Source organism: Streptomyces ovatisporus, from assembly GCF_042653885.1.
Lineage (GTDB): Bacteria > Actinomycetota > Actinomycetes > Streptomycetales > Streptomycetaceae > Streptomyces > Streptomyces ovatisporus.
Genome location: NZ_JBHSFH010000002.1, coordinates 234,909 through 251,875, shown reverse-complemented (window position 1 = coordinate 251,875; position 16,967 = coordinate 234,909). Strand labels below are relative to the sequence as shown.

The window sequence follows — 16,967 nt, the reverse complement described above, 5'->3', positions numbered from 1 at the left end:
CCGGCCGGTTTAGCCGTCCTCGGCGGTCTTCCGGGTGTGCAACTGCCGCGCGACCTCACCGATCGAGCCGGTCAGCGACGGATAGACGGTGAAGGTGTTCGCGATCTGCCCGACCGTCAGGTTGTTGTCGACCGCGACGGAGATCGGGTGGATCAACTCGCTGGCCCGCGGCGCGACGACCACCCCGCCCACCACGATCCCGGTGCCCGGGCGGCAGAACAGCTTCACGAAGCCGTCCCGGATGCCCTGCATCTTCGCCCGCGGATTACGCAGCAGCGGCAGCTTCACGCACCAGGCGTCCATGCGACCGCTCTCCACGTCTGCCTGGCTGTAGCCGACAGTGGCGATCTCCGGGTCGGTGAAGACGTTCGCCGAGACCGCCTTGAGGTTCAGCGGTGTGACCGTCTCCCCCAGCACGTGGTACATCGCGATGCGTCCCTGCATGGCCGCGACCGAGGCGAGCGCGAAGACGCCCGTGCAGTCACCGGCCGCGTAGATGCCGGGAGCAGAGGTGCGCGAGACCTTGTCGGTCCAGATGTGGCCGGACTCCTTCAGCCGGACCCCGGCCTCCTCGAGGCCCATGTCCGCCGTGTTGGGCACCGCGCCGACCGCGACGAGGCAGTGGCTCCCGGTGATCGTGCGGCCGTCCTGCAGCGTCACCTCCACGTGGTCGCCGACGCGCTTGGCCGAAGCCGCACGGGAACGCGACATGACGTTCATGCCGCGGCGCCGGAAGACGTCCTCCAGCACCGCCGCCGCGTCCGGGTCCTCACCCGGCAGCACCCGGTCGCGCGACGAGACGAGCGTGACGTTCGAACCCAACGCCCGGTAGGCGCCCGCGAATTCGGCGCCGGTCACACCGGAACCGACGACGATGAGCTCCTCCGGCAGCTCCTCCAGGTCGTACAGCTGCTTCCAGTTGAGGATGCGCTCGCCGTCCGGCTGGGCGTCCGGGATCTCCCGCGGATGCCCTCCCGTCGCGATCAGCACGGCGTCGGCGGTCAGCCGCTCCTCCGCGGCCGCGGGCTGCGCGGACGTACCACCGGCACTGGAGGAGGAGCCGTCGCCCGTAGGGGTGACGACGACCTCACGGGAGCCTCCCGGGCCCTGCCCGGGCTCTACCCGGCCGCGGCCCCGCAGCACGCGCACGCCCGCCCGCGTCACGGCCGCGGCGATGTCGTGCGACTGTGCCAGCGCGAGACGCTTCACCCGGCGGTTCACCTTGCCGAGGTCCACACCGACGACGCGGGCGGGATCGTCCGGGTCGTGGGTGCTGTCCTCGACGCGGATGCCCAGCTCCTCGTAAGAGGAGTCGAAGTTCGTCATCACTTCGGCAGTGGCGATGAGGGTCTTCGAGGGGACGCAGTCGGTGAGCACCGACGCGCCTCCCAGACCGTCGCAGTCCACGACGGTCACCTCCGCGCCGAGCTGCGCCGCCACGAGGGCGGCTTCGTAGCCGCCCGGTCCGCCACCGATGATCACGATCCGAGTCACATACCCCATTGTCCCGCACGTGCATGCGACCGGTCCCCCGCCCCCCTCCCGGGCCGTCCCCTGCGGGGCCTCCGGCTGCCGTGCGCCGTGGACGGGCCGCCCGTACACCGGGCGTCTCAGCCGCCGCCGGCAACCCTCCACGCCCCCTGCGCCACCACCGGCGCGGCGGTGGACTCCCGTACCCTCGTCGTCATGTCGCTCTACGCCGCTTACGCCGCGAACCTCGACGCGCGGCTGATGTCGCGCCGCGCCCCGCACTCCCCGCTGCGCGGCACGGGATGGGTGACCGACTGGCGGCTGACCTTCGGCGGCGAGCAGATGGGCTGGGAAGGCGCGCTGGCGACAGTCGTGGAGGCGCCTGCTTCGCAGGTCTTCGTCGCGCTGTACGACGTCGCGCCGATGGACGAGGATTCCATGGACCGCTGGGAGGGCGTGGGTCTCGGCATCTACCGCCGTACGCGGCTGCGCGTCCACACGCTGGACGGCGAGGCGACAGCCTGGTGCTACGTACTCAACGGCTACGAAGGCGGGCTGCCCTCCGCCCGCTACCTCGGCGACATCGCGGACGCGGCCGAGTCCGCGGGCGCACCGCACGACTACGTGATGGAGATCCGTAAGCGGCCCTGCTGATGCCTCCGGGTCTCCGCCCCTTCCCCCGAAGCTCCGGTCCGCACGGTCACGCGTGAGTGTCCGCACGCCCACCCCTGCCCGTCCCGCCCCCTCATCCCGCCGCGACCAGTCCAGCCGTCCGGGCACCGGTGCCGGGGGTTCCGGTTCCGGGCGGCGACTGTCCTGTCCCGGCGCGGTGGCACCCCTGTGTGGATCCCGGGTAATTCCCGGGGCCGTCTACGCGCGTAGGGCCATAACCGCTACGCTCAACGCGTGAACGCATCAGCCTCGAACACCGCCGACGATCCGTACCGTTCCGCCGACACCGCCGCCGAGCGGCTACGCGAGTTGACCGGTGCGGACAGCCACGACGTTGTCCTCGTGATGGGCTCCGGCTGGGTGCCCGCCGCCGACGCGCTCGGAGAGCCCGAGCACGAGTTCCCGGTGACGGAGCTGCCCGGTTTCCCGCCGCCCGCAGTGGAAGGGCACGCGGGCACGGTGCGTTCCCACGAGCTGGGTGACAAGCGGGTCCTGGTCTTCCTCGGACGCACCCATTACTACGAGGGCCGCGGCGTCGCCGCCGTCACCCACGGCGTCCGTACGGCCGTGGCAGCCGGGTGCAAGACAGTCGTGCTCACCAACGGCTGCGGCGGTCTGCGCGGCGGCATGGTCCCGGGCCAGCCCGTGCTGATCAAGGACCACATCAATCTGACGGCCACCTCTCCCATCGTCGGCGCCAACTTCGTCGACCTCACCGACCTCTACTCCCCCCGTCTGCGCACCCTCTGCCAGGAGGTCGACTCCTCCCTGCAGGAGGGCGTCTACGTGCAGCTCCCCGGCCCGCACTACGAGACCCCGGCCGAGATCGGAATGGTCCGTGCCATCGGCGGAGACCTCGTCGGCATGTCCACGGTGCTGGAGGCGATCGCCGCCCGCGAGGCCGGCGCCGAGGTGCTGGGCATCTCCCTGGTGACGAATCTCGCCGCCGGCATGACGGGTGAGCCTCTCAACCACGAGGAAGTCCTCCAGGCAGGCCGTGATTCCGCCGCCCGGATGGGCTCGTTGCTGGCGCAGGTGCTGAACCGGATCTGAGGGCGCAGGGTGGGCGGAGACCCGCCCGTCCGCAGGCCGCGGGCCGCAGTAGAAGGAGAGAGGCTGGAGCTGTGCAGGACGTAGTGAGTGAGCTGACCGCCCGCGCCCGGGCCTGGCTGGACGAGGATCCCGACCCGGAGACCCGCGAGGAGCTCGCCAAGCTCATCGAGGCCCAGGACCACGAGGAACTCTCCGCCCGCTTCTCCGGCACGCTCCAGTTCGGTACGGCCGGGCTGCGCGGCGAGCTCGGAGCGGGCCCCATGCGGATGAACCTCGCCGTCGTGATCCGCGCCGCCGCCGGACTCGCGGCGTACCTGCGGGACCAGGAGCGGGGTGACGCGGGTTCCGGACCGGGCCTCGTCGTCGTCGGCTACGACGCCCGCCACAAGAGCCACGACTTCGCCCGCGAGACGGCGTCCGTCATGACGGGGGCGGGCCTGCGCGCGGTGCTGCTGCCCGGGCCGCTGCCCACGCCCGTACTCGCCTTCGCGATCCGCCGGCTGGGCGCCGTCGCGGGGGTGATGGTCACCGCGAGCCACAATCCGCCCCGGGACAACGGCTACAAGGTCTATCTGGGCGGGGGCTCGCAGATCGTTCCGCCCGCCGACGCGGAGATCGCCGCACGGATCGACGCCGTCGGCCCGCTCGCGGACGTGCCGCGCCCCCCTTCCGGCCGGGACGTGCTGGACGAGGAGATCCTCGACCGCTATCTGGCCCGTACGGGAGCGGTGCTGACCGAGGGGTCACCACGCGACGTGCGCATCGTCCACACCGCCTTGCACGGCGTCGGCGCCCGCACGCTGGACGAGGCGTTCCGCCGCGCGGGCTTCCCGGCCCCCGTCCAGGTGCCTCAACAGGCCGAGCCCGACCCGGACTTCCCGACCGTGGCGTTCCCCAACCCGGAGGAGCCCGGCGCGATGGACCTCGCTTTCACCACCGCCCGGGAGGCGGCCGGAGCCGGGCCCGTTGACCTCGTCATCGCCAACGACCCGGACGCGGACCGCTGCGCCGTCGCCGTTCCCGACCAAGAGGCCCGGGACGGCTGGCGGATGCTGCGCGGTGACGACGTGGGCGCGCTGCTCGCCACGCACCTCGTGCACAAGCGGGCGCGCGGCACGTTCGCCTCGACGATCGTGTCCTCGTCGCTGGTGTCGCGGATCGCACAGGCGGCGGACCTCCCGTACGAGGAGACCCTGACGGGCTTCAAGTGGCTGGCTCGCGTGGAGAACCTGCGGTACGGCTTCGAAGAGGCCCTGGGCTACTGCGTCGACCCGGACGGCGTGCGCGACAAGGACGGCATCACGGCGGCGCTGCTCGTCGCCGAACTCGCGGCCGAACTCAAGCAGGCGGACCGGTCGTTGACCGACCTCCTGGACGACCTCGCGGTGGAGCACGGACTGCACGCGACCGACCAGCTGTCGGTACGCGTCGAGGACCTGTCCCTGATCGCCACGGCGATGCGGCGTCTGCGGTCGAACCCGCCGAAGGTGCTCGCGGGGCTGTCCGTCCTCGCCACGGAGGACCTCGCCGAGGGGACCGAGGGCCTGCCGCCCACGGACGGGCTGCGGTACCGGCTCGCGGGCGACCCGGAGGCGGGCGTGGAGAAGGCCCGCGTCGTGGTACGTCCGAGCGGGACGGAGCCGAAGCTCAAGTGCTACCTGGAGGTCGTGCTGCCGGTGCGCGACCAGGCGGCGCTCGCCGTCGTCCGCAGCCGGGCGGCGACCGTGCTCGCCGCGCTGAAGGCGGACCTGGGGGCGGCGGCGGGGGTGTGACGGCTGTCCGGCCGGCCGGACAGCCGGACGGCCGGACACAGCAGGGTGACGCGTCCGGCCGACGGAGCCTCCGGCAGGCGGTGCCCAGGACGAATCAGGTGCCGCTGCGCCGCAGGTCGGCCCGGAGTGCCCCGCCCAGCCAGGCCAGGTCCTCGTGCCGTGGGGGACGCGGGCCGTGTCCCCTGACTTCGGCCATGAGCAGCCGGAACCGCTCGGCTCCCGCGTCGAGACCCGCTTCCAGGCACTCCAGCAGTTCGGCCCGGTCCGCCTCCCCGAACAAGCCGGCCAGCACGGCGGACGCCTCCGGTGACCCGGGGTCGATCCCCTTCTCGCGCGCCTCGGCGACGGTGCCGGCCACCTGACCCGCCCACCAGATGGAGCCGCCCGGCCGTCCCGGCACGGTGAGCTCCAGCATGCGCCGCATCCGGGAGCGGAAGCCGGGGTCCTGGATCAGTTCAGCCAACTGCAGCCAGGCGTCGACCTGTTCGGCTGTGGGGTTCTCGGGCAGCCGCACCGGGGAGCGCCGCAGCCTCTCGTGGATGTCGGGGGCGTCGTCGATGCCGCCGGCCACCTCCTTCATGAAGTCCTCGATGATTGCTGCGCGTTCGTCGACCGAGAGCCGGGCGAGCTTGTTCATGAGTGCTGTCTCCTCTGCGGTGGAACCGCGTTCCGCGACGGTGGACAGGACGGCCCGGTTGAGCTTCAGGGCCCGGATGCGGGCGTCGATCGCGGCCACGTGCGTGGCGGCGGTCTCCGCGAGCGTCGCCTCGCTGCTCAGGACCCGCCCCACCTCTTCGAGACCGAGGCCCAACTCTCGCAGGGTGCACAAGAGTTCGAGGCGTGCGACGGCTTCGGCACCGTACAGCCGGTAGCCGCCCCCGCTCCGTCCTCCGGGCGGGAGCAGACCGATGTCCGACCAGTAGCGGATGGTGCGTACGGCCACGCCCGTACGGCCGGCGAGCTGTCCGATGGTGAGAAGCTCCGGTTCGTCCTTCATGCGGGGAGTCTCGGCCTTCCAGTCACTGGAGACTCAAGCCCCTTTCCGGCGCGGTCAGTTCTTCTTCCGTCCGCTCCCGGACAACCGGCCGCCGACCGCGTCTGCCGCACCTGCCGCACCTGCCGCACCTGCCGACCGTGACGACGAACTCCCCGCCGCTCGTGAGCTGGAGGAACAGCGCTTCACCGGACCGCAGCGAGACCGGCGTGCGCCGGGGCAGCCGGCGGCAGCCCCAGCCCCCGAGCTCCATCGGGCGGGCTCTCCTCCGCCATCACATCCGACGGCTCCCCCGGCGCGCAACAGCGCGGACCGCACGCACGACGCGGCCGGACCCGGGGAGTCCCGGACCCGGCCGCGCAGCAGTCTCCTTTGTTTCCTTCGGCAGAAGTCCCGCCGGGGGTCCGGGAATTCAGCTCCCGAACCCACCACGGTTCAACTGCTCACCGGCTCAGTAGCCGTAGGCGCCGCCGTCCATGGCCTGGCTGCCGGCCGGGCACGTGATGCGGACCCGCTTCGCGCCGGACAGCGGACCGACGATGTACCGGCGGTCGTTCGTGCAGTCGGTGTAGACGTAGTAGCGGGAACCCGAGCACGAGACGGCGAACGAACGGCCCGAGAGAGCAGGGTTCCAGCAGCGCAGGGACGCGGCAGCCGCGGGCGGCATCATCTCCGCGCCGCCGAAGGATCTCCGCGGAATCCCCTGCTCGACGGTGCCGGTGTGGAGGTTGGTCTGCGAGTAGGCGGCGTTGCCGCCCCACCTCGGAACCTCCGCCTGCGCGGCGGGCGCCACCGCCCCGCCGAACCCGAGCGCCAGCGTGGCGCTCGCCCCCAGAACTGCCAGAGACTTTCGAATCTTCACTCTGAGTTCTCGCTTTCTCTGTTCTCGGCCGGCTGGCCGATCACCCGATGACGGACAACGTCAGCAAGATTCGCCAGCTGACGCCACAGGGACAAGAAGATTCGACTCTCATGAAGATATGGATTCCGCTCGGAAAACCGGACGTCGGCAGTGTGGCCCGAAAGAGAATCGATTCGCCAATGATTCCGTTCCGTCCGGAGAATTCACCCGTGTGAGGCAGCGCGCAATCCGGCTCGTTTCTTCCCGCAAGAGCCGCGCGGTCCACGAGCGGGCGGGAATCCGAATTCCAGCCGCCCGCCACCCGCCGCCCGGGAACCGTCCGGATACGCGCGCAGGTATCAGAGCAGGCCGAGCAGGACGGCGAGCGCGACGCCACCTGCCAGCGCCGGGGCTGCGATCTCGTACGCCCAGCGCACGGTCACCTCACCCTGCGCTGTGCTGCTTTCGCCGTTCTCCAGGGCGAGGGCGCGGAGTTCGTCGATCGCCTGGTCGGACGGCGCCCGTTTCCCAGTGGCGTCGTCCTCTCCGCCCGGCACCCCGCCGAGCCCGAGGAATCCGGTGGGCCGGGCCGGGCCCGAGCTTCTGGACGCCGCACGCTCCGCGCGCTCGGTCTGCCGCGCGGCGCGCTTACGGGCGCGCAACGACACGGGAATCGACCACAGTTGGTACTTGGTGCCGTCGGCGACGACCTCGCTCGAGTAACCGGACTGCAAGGACTCCACCGTCCCCCACGGGACGGTGATGGTGCGGAACGGATTGCGTACCCGCATCCGCTGCGGATTCGCGTACACGGCCGGCCGCAGGGTGAAGGCGACGACCAGGGGGACGACGAGGAGCAGCCCGGCGAGGGCGATGAGCCGCGTGCGCGTCACGCCGTGGAGCAGCGCGTCCGTACCGAGCCAGCCGGCCAGGAGGAGCAGCATGACGCCGCCTGCGAGGGCAGCCGGCGAGCGGTAGCAGCGGTCGGCGTACGCGGGCGTCCCGGGCTCGGCCGCAGCGGCGCTTCCGGGCGTGGCCGCGGCGTCCGGTGCCGCTTCGCCGCCGGGTTCCGCTTCGGACGCCGGCGCGGGGCCGGACGCGGACGCGGCGTCCGGCTCGCGCCCCTGCTCGGGTTCGCGTTCAGGTCGGGACTCGCTACTCATGGGGCTCGATTCTGCCGGAGGGTCCGGATGGCGGACATTGCGGCTCGGCATCGATCTGCGGCCGCCGCCGGGACGTACCGCGGGGCGGCGGCCGGCGTACGCACGGCATCACCGTCGCATCCCGGCCGCTCTCTCCCCTACCGACGAAGCTACGCGTGTAGATATGCTCCTCTGGTGACCATGTCTTCTGCCTCCACCGCACCCGCACTTGCGGACGTCACCGCGTCCGACGCCGCGTTGCGCCGCTATCTGCACGGCCTGCCCGGAGTCGACGCGGTCGGACTCGAAGCCCGCGCCGCCACTCTCGGCACACGCTCGATCAAGACCACGGCCAAGGCGTACGCCCTCGACCTGGCCATCTCGATGATCGACCTGACCACCCTCGAAGGGGCCGACACCCCCGGCAAGGTGCGGTCGCTGTGTGCCAAGGGCAGCAACCCCGACCCGACCGACCGCACCGCGCCCCAGGTCGCCGCGATCTGCGTCTATTCCGACATGGCGGCGACGGCGAAGGAGGCGCTGGCCGCGAGCGGCGGCGCCGGGATCAAGGTCGCCTCCGTCGCGACCGCCTTCCCGTCGGGGCGTGCGGCCCTCTCCGTCAAGCTGGCCGACACCCGGGAGGCCGTCGCCGCCGGCGCCGACGAGATCGACATGGTGATCGACCGCGGCGCGTTCCTCGCGGGGCGGTACGGGAAGGTCTTCGAGGAGATCCAGGCGGTGAAGGAGGCGTGCCGACGCCCCGCCGGGAGCACCGCCCCGTCCGGAGGCTCCGGGGGCGGGGAGCCCGCCCATCTGAAGGTGATCTTCGAGAACGGCGAGCTGTCGACGTACGACAACATCCGGCGCGCGTCCTGGCTGGCCATGCTCGCCGGGGCGGACTTCATCAAGACCTCGACGGGCAAGGTGGCCGTGAACGCCACGCTCCCCAACACGCTGCTGATGCTCGAAGCCGTGCGCGACTTCCGGGCCGCCACCGGCACGCAGATCGGCGTGAAGCCCGCGGGCGGCATCCGCAGCGCCAAGGACGCCCTGCGCTACCTGGTGGTCGTCAACGAGACCGCGGGCCCGGACTGGCTGAGCCCCGACTGGTTCCGCTTCGGTGCTTCCAGCCTCCTGAACGACCTGCTCATGCAGCGCCAGAAGCTGAACACCGGCCGCTACTCCGGTCCCGACTACGTGACGGTGGACTGAGGCAGAGATGACAGACCAGATTTTCGTGTACGCGTCCGCTCCCGAGTCCCGCGCGATCGTCGACATCGCCCCGTCCTACGGCCTGTTCGTCGACGGCGAATTCCGCGAGGCGGCGGACGGCAAGGTCTTCAAGACGGTCTCCCCCTCGACCGAGGAGGTCCTCTCCGAGGTCGCACAGGCGGGCACCGCGGACGTCGAGGACGCGGTGCGCGCAGCGCGTGCCGCGTTCACCGGCTGGTCCGCGCTGCCGGGTGCCGAACGTGCGAAGTACATCTTCCGCATCGCCCGCATCCTCCAGGAACGCGCCCGTGAGCTGGCCGTCCTGGAGACGCTGGACAACGGCAAGCCGATCCGCGAGACGCGCGACGCCGACCTGCCGCTGGTCGCGGCGCACTTCTTCTACTACGCGGGCTGGGCGGACAAGCTGGAGCACGCGGGATTCGGCCCCGCCCCGAGGCCGCTGGGCGTCGCAGGGCAGGTCATCCCGTGGAACTTCCCGCTGCTGATGCTGGCGTGGAAGATCGCCCCGGCCCTCGCCACGGGCAACACCGTGGTGCTCAAGCCCGCCGAGACGACACCGCTGTCCGCCCTGTTCTTCGCGGACGTGTGCCGGCAGGCGGGCCTGCCCAGGGGCGTCGTCAACATCCTGACGGGGGACGGTGCGACGGGGGCCGAACTCGTCGCGCACCCCGGCATCGACAAGGTCGCCTTCACCGGCTCCACGGCCGTCGGCAAGGAGATCGCCCGCACGGTCGCCGGTACGCGCAAGAAGGTCACGCTCGAACTGGGCGGCAAGGGCGCCAACATCGTCTTCGACGACGCCCCGATCGACCAGGCCGTCGAGGGCATCGTCAACGGCATCTACTTCAACCAGGGGCAGGTCTGCTGCGCGGGCTCGCGGCTGCTGGTGCAGGAGTCGGTGCAGGACGAGCTGCTGGACGCCCTGAAGCGGCGGCTGAGCACTCTCCGCGTCGGCGACCCGATGGACAAGAACACCGACGTCGGCGCCATCAACTCGGCCGAACAGCTGGCCCGTATCACGGCGCTGGCCGACTCGGGCGAGGCCGAAGGTGCCGAAAGGTGGTCCGCCCCCTGCCGGTTGCCCGAGAACGGCTACTGGTTCGCTCCGACGCTCTTCACCGGCGTCAGCCAGGCACACCGGATCGCGCGTGAGGAGATCTTCGGGCCGGTGCTGTCCGTGCTGACCTTCCGTACGCCCGACGAGGCGGTGGCGAAGGCCAACAACACGCCGTACGGCCTCTCCGCGGGAATCTGGACGGAGAAGGGCTCCCGCATCCTGGCCATGGCCGGCAGGCTCCGGGCGGGCGTCGTCTGGGCCAACACGTTCAACAAGTTCGATCCGACCTCGCCGTTCGGCGGTTACCAGGAGTCGGGTTACGGCCGTGAGGGCGGCCGTCACGGTCTGGAGGCGTACCTCGATGTCTGACGAGTCCGGCAAGACCGCGAAGAAGACCGCGACGGCGCAGAAGGCGGCCGGGTCCGCGAAGGCGGCCGAGCCGGCGAAGAAGCCGGGGGCCCCGCGTGCGCGCAAGCCGTCGGCGCAGGCAGCAGGCGCGTCCCGTGCGCGGGTGCGCGTCGACGTCCTGAAGACCTACAAGCTCTTCATCGGCGGCAAGTTCCCGCGCAGCGAGAGCGGACGGGTGTACGAGGTGACCGACTCCCAGGGCGACTGGCTGGCCAACGCACCGCGGTCCTCCCGAAAGGACGCCCGCGACGCGGTCGTCGCCGCACGCAAGGCGTTCGGCGGATGGTCGGCGGCGACCGCCTACAACCGCGGTCAGATCCTCTACCGGATCGCAGAGATGCTGGAGGGGCGCCGCGCACAGTTCACGGCCGAAGTCGCCGCAGCGGAAGGGCTGTCGGAGGCGGCGGCTGCCGCGCAGGTCGACGCCACCGTGGACCGCTGGGTCTGGTACGCGGGATGGTCCGACAAGGTGGCGCAGGTCGCCGGGGGCGCGAACCCCGTCGCCGGGCCGTTCTTCAACCTCTCCACGCCCGAACCCACCGGTGTCGTGGCGGTGCTGGCACCGCAGGAGTCGTCCTTCCTGGGGCTGGTCTCGGTCCTCGCCCCCGTGATCGTCACGGGCAACACGGCGGTCCTGGTGCCCTCCGAGAGGGCCCCGCTGCCCGCGCTGTCCCTCGGGGAGGTCCTGGCCACGTCCGACCTGCCGGGCGGCGTCGTCAACGTCCTCTCCGGACGTACGGGCGAGGTGGCCGCGACACTCGCCTCGCACCAGGACGTCAACGCGATCGACCTGGCGGGCGCGGCGGGGGACCCGGAGCTGGCGAAGGAGCTGGAGACCTCGGCGGCGGACAACCTGAAGCGGGTGCGGCGCCCCGGTGAGCCCGACGCGGACTGGGCCGCCGACCCGGGGACCTCCCGGCTGCTGTCCTTCCTGGAGACGAAGACCGTCTGGCACCCGATGGGCGTGTGACCGGACGCCGGCTGCCCCGCCGTCGGCGGGGCAGCTCCGGCAGGTCTTCGAGGCCGTCGGCCGCGCCGATCCACATCGGCGGCTACCGCGTCGGCCAGGAGATCTCCGGAGCGACCGTCACCGTCGTGGTCGTCCACCCGGTACGCGCGGGCCGGGCCACCGCCGCCCGCATCACACGCCCCGAGCGGTTACGCAGCCCGCGGGATGACCGACAATGGTGTCTCGTGACCGACCCCCACGACATATCCCGCCCGCCTCGCGTCATCCTGCTCACAGGACCGTCCGGCGCGGGCAAGTCCCGTCTCTCCGCGCGCAGCGGACTGCCCGTGATGCGTCTCGACGACTTCTACAAGGAGGCCGGGGACCCGACCCTCCCCATGCTGCCGCACGGCATCGGCGTGGACTGGGACTCGGCCGGCTCCTGGGACGCCGAGGCAGCCGTCTCCGCGGTGCACGAGCTGTGCGTGAAGGGACGTACGACCGTGCCGCTGTACGACATCTCGCAGAGCGCCCGCGTGGGCACGGAGACGCTCACCCTCGACGGCGCGCGGTTGTTCATCGCCGAGGGGATCTTCGCCGCGGACATAGTGCCCCGCTGCCGCGAGCTCGGCCTGCTCGCCGACGCGATCTGCCTGCGCGGACGTCCCACGACGACGTTCCGGAGGAGGCTGGTGCGGGACCTGCGTGAGGGCCGGAAGTCCGCGCTGTTCCTGCTGCGCCGGGGCTTGCGGCTGCTGCGGGCCGAGGGAGCCATCGTGGCGCGGCACCGCGAGCTCGGCGCGCACCCGTGCGCGCGGGACGAGGCGGCCGAGCGGATCAGGCGGCTGCGTACCGCGGACGACACGCGTACGGCCAGGTGACCCTGGCTCTCGACGGTTCTCGACGGTCTCGACGGCCTCGACGGGTTCCCCCGGGCCCGGGAGAGCGTGGGGACCCGGACGCGGGAGAGCGGGTTCAGGCAGACCCCCCGGTTGCCCGAACCCGCTCTCCCGATCCCGTCCCCCCGGACGGGTCCCCGTTTCCCCGTGATCCCCCGTTTTCCCGTATCCCCCGTACTTCCCCCGTGTTCCCCCGCACCCCGGGACCTGCGTCCCGTTCCTGCGGTCCCCCGTCGAGGGCCCCCAGCCCTCTCCTCAGGCTTGTGAAATCCTCGTCAGGCGACCAACTCGCCGAAGGACTCCTCCTGGTCCCTGCCGAAGCTGAGGACCTCGTCGTCACGCAGCCGTCGCAGCGAGCGCCAGATGCTGCTCTTGACGGTGCCGACGCTGATGTCGAGGATCTCCGCGATCTCAGGGTCGGTACGGCCCTCGTAGTAGCGCAACACCAGCATCGTGCGCTGCAGTTCGGGAAGCCGGGCGAGTGCCTGCCAGAGCACTGTGCGCAGTTCCGTGCCGCGCATCGCGTCCTGGTCGCCGGCGGTCTCCGGCAGCTCCTCCGTCGGGTACTCGTTCAGCTTGCGGCGGCGCCACGCGCTGATGTGAAGGTTCGTCATCGTGCGGCGCAGGTAGCCGCCGACCGCCGCCTTGTCGCTGATCCGGTGCCAGGCGCGGTACGTGGAGAACAGCGCGCTCTGCAGCAGATCCTCGGCTTCGAAGCGGTCGCCTGTGAGGTGGTAGGCGGTGGCGTACAGGGAGGCGCGGCGCTCACGTACGTAGGCGGTGAACTCCGCCTCGGACGTGCCCTCTTGCCGCGCTCCCGGCTCCTCCCTGTACTCACCGTCCCCCGTGCGGGCCTCCCCTCGAAGGCCCTCAACCGCAGCGATGTGCTGCGGACGCACACGCCCGGCGCTTCCCCCTCGGCCTGCGGCGTGGGAAGTGCCCCCTACGCACCCCCGCCCGCCGGCGGCACTTCCCTTGCCTTGGCCCTTGGCGAAGGCACCGGACTTCTCAGCGTGACCGGACGGAACCGCCGGGGTGTGCAGACGCGTGTGAATGACTGCGCTGACGTTGCTGCTGTGCAGTGTGTTCATCTCGCGCCCCCCTCGGGCCGACCTGGTCGCCTGCTGATGACGTACACATTGCACGGCCAGTTTCATCGCCGCGTCCCCCGTCTGTCACAGCGGTGTCACAAGGGTCCTCCAGGGCGTGTCCTCCGCTGTGAGCTGCGGTCGAGCACCTCCGGGAGCACCTCGCGCGGCCCGCCCGCGACACCCCTCCGCAGCCGGCGGTACGCGGCAGGAGCGCAGGGCAGCCGGGCACCGTGACGCACCGCACGGTCGAAGTAGGAGGGGGGCATGGGACAGAATGGCCGGTGTGGCTTTCCTGTTGCTGATCGAGGACGACGACGCAGTACGTACAGCCCTGGAGATGGGTCTCACCCGCCAGGGGCACCGCGTGGTGACCGCTGCGTCCGGCGAGGACGGTCTCAAACTGCTGCGCGAGCAACGGCCGGACCTGATCGTGCTGGACGTGATGCTGCCGGGCATCGACGGCTTCGAGGTGTGCCGCCGCATCCGGCGCACGGACCAGTTGCCGATCATCCTGCTCACCGCGCGCAGCGACGACATCGACGTCGTCGTGGGACTGGAGTCCGGCGCCGACGACTACGTGGTGAAGCCGGTGCAGGGGCGGGTCCTGGACGCCCGGATCCGCGCGGTGATGCGGCGCGGCGAGCGCGAGTCCAACGACGCGGCGACATTCGGCTCTCTCGTCATCGACCGCTCGGCGATGACCGTCACGAAGAACGGTGAGGACCTCCAACTGACGCCCACGGAGCTGCGGTTGCTGCTGGAACTGAGCAGGCGGCCCGGACAGGCCCTCTCCCGGCAGCAGTTGCTGCGGCTCGTGTGGGAACACGACTACCTGGGCGACTCCCGGCTCGTGGACGCCTGCGTCCAGCGCCTGCGCGCGAAGGTCGAGGACGTGCCGTCCTCGCCGACGCTGATCCGCACGGTCCGCGGCGTCGGATACAGGCTGGACGCTCCGCAGTGAACGACCCGGCACAGCCGGGGTCGCGGGAGGGCGGGGGCAGCCGGGAACGCGGAGCGCGGTGGGAGGACCGGCGGCAGCCACGTCAGGCCCGGGACGGCGGCGCCGGGAGCAGGCGCCCCAACCGCGAGGACCGAGTCCGCAGCTGGCTCGCCGGGGTGCTGCCGACGCTCAGGCTGCGCCTGGTGGTCGTCTTCGCGCTGGTGGCGCTGACAGCGGCGGTCTCGGCATCCGGCATCGCGTACTGGCTCAACAGGGACGCCGTGCTCACCCGCACGCAGAACGCCGCGCTGAACGACTTCCGCAAGTCGATGGAGGACAACGCCGGAAGCCTCCCCCGTCGCTACGACTGCCGCCAACTGCGCGACGCGGCCGAGAAGATGGCCAGCACGTCGCAGAACTACGAAGTGATCCTCACCGGTGAGGACGCGCGAGGACTGACCTGCACGGCCGCCTCCGACCAGGACGCCTTCACGACGGCGGACGTGCCGGTCCAGTTGCGCAGGGCCGTCGCCAAGCGGCGTCCCGTGGACACCGGCAACAGCCACCCGTACCACCTGTACTGGCAGCGGACGTCCGAGGAGGGCGGCAGCGAGCCCTTCCTGGTGGGCGGGGCGAAGATGATCGGCGAAGGGCCCACTCCGTCCGGTTTCATGCGCAAGTCCCTGGGGCCGGAGCGGGACGATCTGAACTCCCTGGCCTGGTCGTTGGGCATCGCCACCGGCCTGGCCCTCGTCGGCGCGATGCTCCTGGCACAGGCTGCGGCGACCACGGTGCTGCGCCCCGTCAGGCGGCTCGGGGACGCGGCCCGGCGGCTGGGCGAAGGGAAGCTGAACACCCGGCTGAAGGTGTCTGGCACGGACGAACTGGCCGAACTCTCCCGCACGTTCAACCGGACAGCGGAGTCCCTGGAGAACCGGGTCGCCGACCTGAGCGCCCGGGAGGAATCCTCGCGCCGGTTCGTCGCCGACATGTCGCACGAGCTGCGGACCCCGATGACTGCGATCTCCGCCGTCACCGAAGTGCTGGAGGAGGAGCAGGACAACCTCGATCCGATGATCGCCCCGGCGGTGCAGCTGGTGGTGAGCGAGACCCGCCGGCTGAACGACCTGGTGGAGAACCTGATGGAGGTCACCCGCTTCGACGCCGGTACGGCGAAACTCGTCCTCGACGACGTCGACGTCGCCGACCAGGTCACCGCCTGCATCGACGCGCGGGCCTGGCTGGACGCCGTCGAACTCGACGCGGACCGGGGCCTGATGGTCCGGCTCGACCCCCGCCGGCTCGACGTCATCCTGGCCAACCTGATCGGGAACGCGCTCAAGCACGGGGGCTCGCCCGTCCGCGTCTCGGTGCGTATGGAGGAACCGGCGGACGGCGAGGGCGAGTTGGTCATCGAGGTCTCCGACCGCGGCCCCGGCATCCCGGAGGAGAAGCTGCCGCACGTCTTCGAGCGGTTCTTCAAGGCCAGTGCCTCCCGGCCCAGATCGGAAGGGAGCGGACTGGGGCTGTCCATCGCCCAGGAGAACGCCCACATCCACGGCGGCTCCATCTCGGCCCGTAACGACCCCTCACCGGAGGGCGGCGCCGTCTTCACCCTCCGCCTGCCGCGCGACACCGACGCGCGGCGTCCCGGGGACGAGGACGGGACGGCCGACGGCGCTCCCGGCGGAGAGGGCGACGCCAGAGGCAGGAGAGCCACGGGCAGCGGTAACGGCAAGGCCGGCGGTAACGGCAAAGGCAGCGGAGACGACGGCAGGAAGGACGGGCGGTGAACAGCGCACAGTTCCTCACGGCACGCCGGCGGCTGCGGCTGCGCGCCGCCTCCGGGGCCTTCCTGGGGCTGGCGGTCCTCGGCACCCTCGCCTCCGGCTGCGGAATCCGCTCCACCTCCGTACCCGTGGACGCCGGAGCTGCTCCCTCCCGGGTCGGCTGCGTCCTGCCCGGTGACGGCGAGACGACCGGCCCGGGAGGCAAGGGGAATCTGCCCGTGCGGGTCTATCTCGCGTGCGGTACGCGGGTGTCCCCCGTGGAACGCCATGTGGCGCTGCCCGACGGTGACGACTCGGAGAAGCTGCCCGTCGCCCGCGGGCTGCTCGACGCGCTCCAGGCGGAACCCGACGCCGAAGAGGAATCGGCCGGGTTCAGGACCGCCGTCCCCCGCGACCTGAAGGTCGAAGGCCCGGACGAGGGCGATCCGCCCGGCGCCCTGCGGCTGAGTTCGCCCCTGAAGGATCTGCCGGCGTTCGCACTGGCGCAGATCGTCTGCACGTACGCCGACACCACCGCATCCGGAAGCGACCGCTCAGTGATCCTCGGGGGTCCCGCACGGGGTGCCGGAGCCGAGGAGCCGCTGCGGCGCTACGAGTGCGGGACGGCGCTGCGCACCCGTCCGGAAGCCGCCGCAACGGCGGGAACACCGGCCTGA

The 16,967-nt window shown here is 71.5% G+C and carries 15 protein-coding genes; 10 read left to right on the top strand and 5 right to left on the bottom strand.

Going from position 1 to position 16,967, the window contains the following annotated elements; all coding sequences use genetic code 11:
• Positions 1-9 precede the first annotated feature (9 nt).
• On the bottom strand, positions 10-1,503 hold the full coding sequence (locus tag ACFPA8_RS01360) for an NAD(P)H-quinone dehydrogenase (protein WP_386440914.1): 1,494 nt from the start codon (positions 1,501-1,503) through the stop codon (positions 10-12).
• A 183-nt stretch (positions 1,504-1,686) separates the two neighbouring features.
• Here ACFPA8_RS01360 and ACFPA8_RS01355 point away from each other — a divergent pair, with 183 nt between their 5' ends.
• The 3 genes from ACFPA8_RS01355 to ACFPA8_RS01345 all read left to right on the top strand — a co-directional run bounded on the left by ACFPA8_RS01355 (position 1,687) and on the right by ACFPA8_RS01345 (position 4,967).
• On the top strand, positions 1,687-2,124 hold the full coding sequence (locus ACFPA8_RS01355) for a gamma-glutamylcyclotransferase family protein (protein WP_386440912.1): 438 nt from the start codon (positions 1,687-1,689) through the stop codon (positions 2,122-2,124).
• A 252-nt stretch (positions 2,125-2,376) separates the two neighbouring features.
• On the top strand, positions 2,377-3,195 hold the full coding sequence (locus ACFPA8_RS01350) for a purine-nucleoside phosphorylase (RefSeq protein ID WP_386440910.1): 819 nt from the start codon (positions 2,377-2,379) through the stop codon (positions 3,193-3,195).
• A 71-nt stretch (positions 3,196-3,266) separates the two neighbouring features.
• Complete coding sequence (locus tag ACFPA8_RS01345) at positions 3,267-4,967, top strand: phospho-sugar mutase (RefSeq protein WP_386440907.1); 1,701 nt, start codon at positions 3,267-3,269, stop codon at positions 4,965-4,967.
• A gap of 94 nt (positions 4,968-5,061) precedes the next feature.
• Here the strand turns inward: ACFPA8_RS01345 and ACFPA8_RS01340 are convergent, their stop codons facing one another.
• The 3 genes from ACFPA8_RS01340 to ACFPA8_RS01330 form a co-directional block, all read right to left on the bottom strand.
• The gene (locus ACFPA8_RS01340) at positions 5,062-5,964 is read right to left on the bottom strand and encodes a helix-turn-helix domain-containing protein (protein ID WP_386440904.1); all 903 of its coding nucleotides are present in this window, start codon (positions 5,962-5,964) and stop codon (positions 5,062-5,064) included.
• 448 nt (positions 5,965-6,412) lie between these two features.
• Positions 6,413-6,823, bottom strand: coding sequence for a hypothetical protein (locus ACFPA8_RS01335; protein WP_386440902.1), 411 nt, complete (start codon positions 6,821-6,823; stop codon positions 6,413-6,415).
• A gap of 338 nt (positions 6,824-7,161) precedes the next feature.
• A complete protein-coding gene (locus tag ACFPA8_RS01330; protein ID WP_386440899.1) occupies positions 7,162-7,965 on the bottom strand; it encodes a PH domain-containing protein in 804 nt (267 codons plus the stop codon).
• A gap of 180 nt (positions 7,966-8,145) precedes the next feature.
• Between ACFPA8_RS01330 and deoC the strand changes: the two genes are divergently transcribed.
• The 4 genes from deoC to ACFPA8_RS01310 all read left to right on the top strand — a co-directional run bounded on the left by deoC (position 8,146) and on the right by ACFPA8_RS01310 (position 12,472).
• Positions 8,146-9,156: a deoxyribose-phosphate aldolase gene (gene deoC / locus ACFPA8_RS01325; protein ID WP_386441178.1), complete on the top strand. Its 1,011-nt coding sequence runs from the start codon at positions 8,146-8,148 to the stop codon at positions 9,154-9,156.
• Between the two features lie 7 nt (positions 9,157-9,163).
• Positions 9,164-10,603, top strand: a complete 1,440-nt coding sequence (locus ACFPA8_RS01320; RefSeq protein ID WP_386440896.1) for an aldehyde dehydrogenase family protein — start codon at positions 9,164-9,166, stop codon at positions 10,601-10,603.
• The gene (locus ACFPA8_RS01315) at positions 10,596-11,612 is read left to right on the top strand and encodes an aldehyde dehydrogenase family protein (RefSeq protein WP_386440893.1); all 1,017 of its coding nucleotides are present in this window, start codon (positions 10,596-10,598) and stop codon (positions 11,610-11,612) included. Before ACFPA8_RS01320 ends, ACFPA8_RS01315 begins: the two co-directional genes overlap by 8 nt.
• A 224-nt stretch (positions 11,613-11,836) precedes the next feature.
• Positions 11,837-12,472, top strand: coding sequence for an ATP-binding protein (locus ACFPA8_RS01310; RefSeq protein WP_386441175.1), 636 nt, complete (start codon positions 11,837-11,839; stop codon positions 12,470-12,472).
• 293 nt (positions 12,473-12,765) lie between these two features.
• Here ACFPA8_RS01310 and ACFPA8_RS01305 read toward each other — a convergent pair whose 3' ends face one another.
• On the bottom strand, positions 12,766-13,581 hold the full coding sequence (locus ACFPA8_RS01305) for a SigE family RNA polymerase sigma factor (protein ID WP_386440890.1): 816 nt from the start codon (positions 13,579-13,581) through the stop codon (positions 12,766-12,768).
• A 283-nt stretch (positions 13,582-13,864) separates the two neighbouring features.
• On the opposite strand from ACFPA8_RS01305, the gene afsQ1 reads away from it, so the two are divergent.
• The 3 genes from afsQ1 to ACFPA8_RS01290 are packed head-to-tail and all read left to right on the top strand — an operon-like array spanning position 13,865 to position 16,967.
• Positions 13,865-14,542, top strand: coding sequence for a two-component system response regulator AfsQ1 (afsQ1, locus tag ACFPA8_RS01300; protein WP_078873923.1), 678 nt, complete (start codon positions 13,865-13,867; stop codon positions 14,540-14,542).
• Positions 14,539-16,314 (top strand): sensor histidine kinase, encoded by a 1,776-nt coding sequence (locus tag ACFPA8_RS01295; RefSeq protein ID WP_386440887.1) that lies wholly within the window; start codon positions 14,539-14,541, stop codon positions 16,312-16,314. Before afsQ1 ends, ACFPA8_RS01295 begins: the two co-directional genes overlap by 4 nt.
• Positions 16,311-16,967, top strand: a complete 657-nt coding sequence (locus tag ACFPA8_RS01290) for a hypothetical protein (RefSeq protein WP_386440884.1) — start codon at positions 16,311-16,313, stop codon at positions 16,965-16,967. The genes ACFPA8_RS01295 and ACFPA8_RS01290 overlap by 4 nt, the downstream gene beginning before the upstream one ends.

What these genes read in the sequence shown, in the direction of transcription:
- ACFPA8_RS01305 (WP_386440890.1), bottom strand. Translation starts at nt 13,581, where the DNA reads ATGAACACACTGCACAGCAGCAACGTCAGCGCAGTCATTCACACGCGT.
- ACFPA8_RS01320 (WP_386440896.1), top strand. Translation starts at nt 9,164, where the DNA reads ATGACAGACCAGATTTTCGTGTACGCGTCCGCTCCCGAGTCCCGCGCG.
- ACFPA8_RS01330 (WP_386440899.1), bottom strand. Translation starts at nt 7,965, where the DNA reads ATGAGTAGCGAGTCCCGACCTGAACGCGAACCCGAGCAGGGGCGCGAG.
- ACFPA8_RS01340 (WP_386440904.1), bottom strand. Translation starts at nt 5,964, where the DNA reads ATGAAGGACGAACCGGAGCTTCTCACCATCGGACAGCTCGCCGGCCGT.
- ACFPA8_RS01355 (WP_386440912.1), top strand. Translation starts at nt 1,687, where the DNA reads ATGTCGCTCTACGCCGCTTACGCCGCGAACCTCGACGCGCGGCTGATG.
- ACFPA8_RS01315 (WP_386440893.1), top strand. Translation starts at nt 10,596, where the DNA reads ATGTCTGACGAGTCCGGCAAGACCGCGAAGAAGACCGCGACGGCGCAG.
- ACFPA8_RS01360 (WP_386440914.1), bottom strand. Translation starts at nt 1,503, where the DNA reads ATGGGGTATGTGACTCGGATCGTGATCATCGGTGGCGGACCGGGCGGC.
- deoC (WP_386441178.1), top strand. Translation starts at nt 8,146, where the DNA reads ATGTCTTCTGCCTCCACCGCACCCGCACTTGCGGACGTCACCGCGTCC.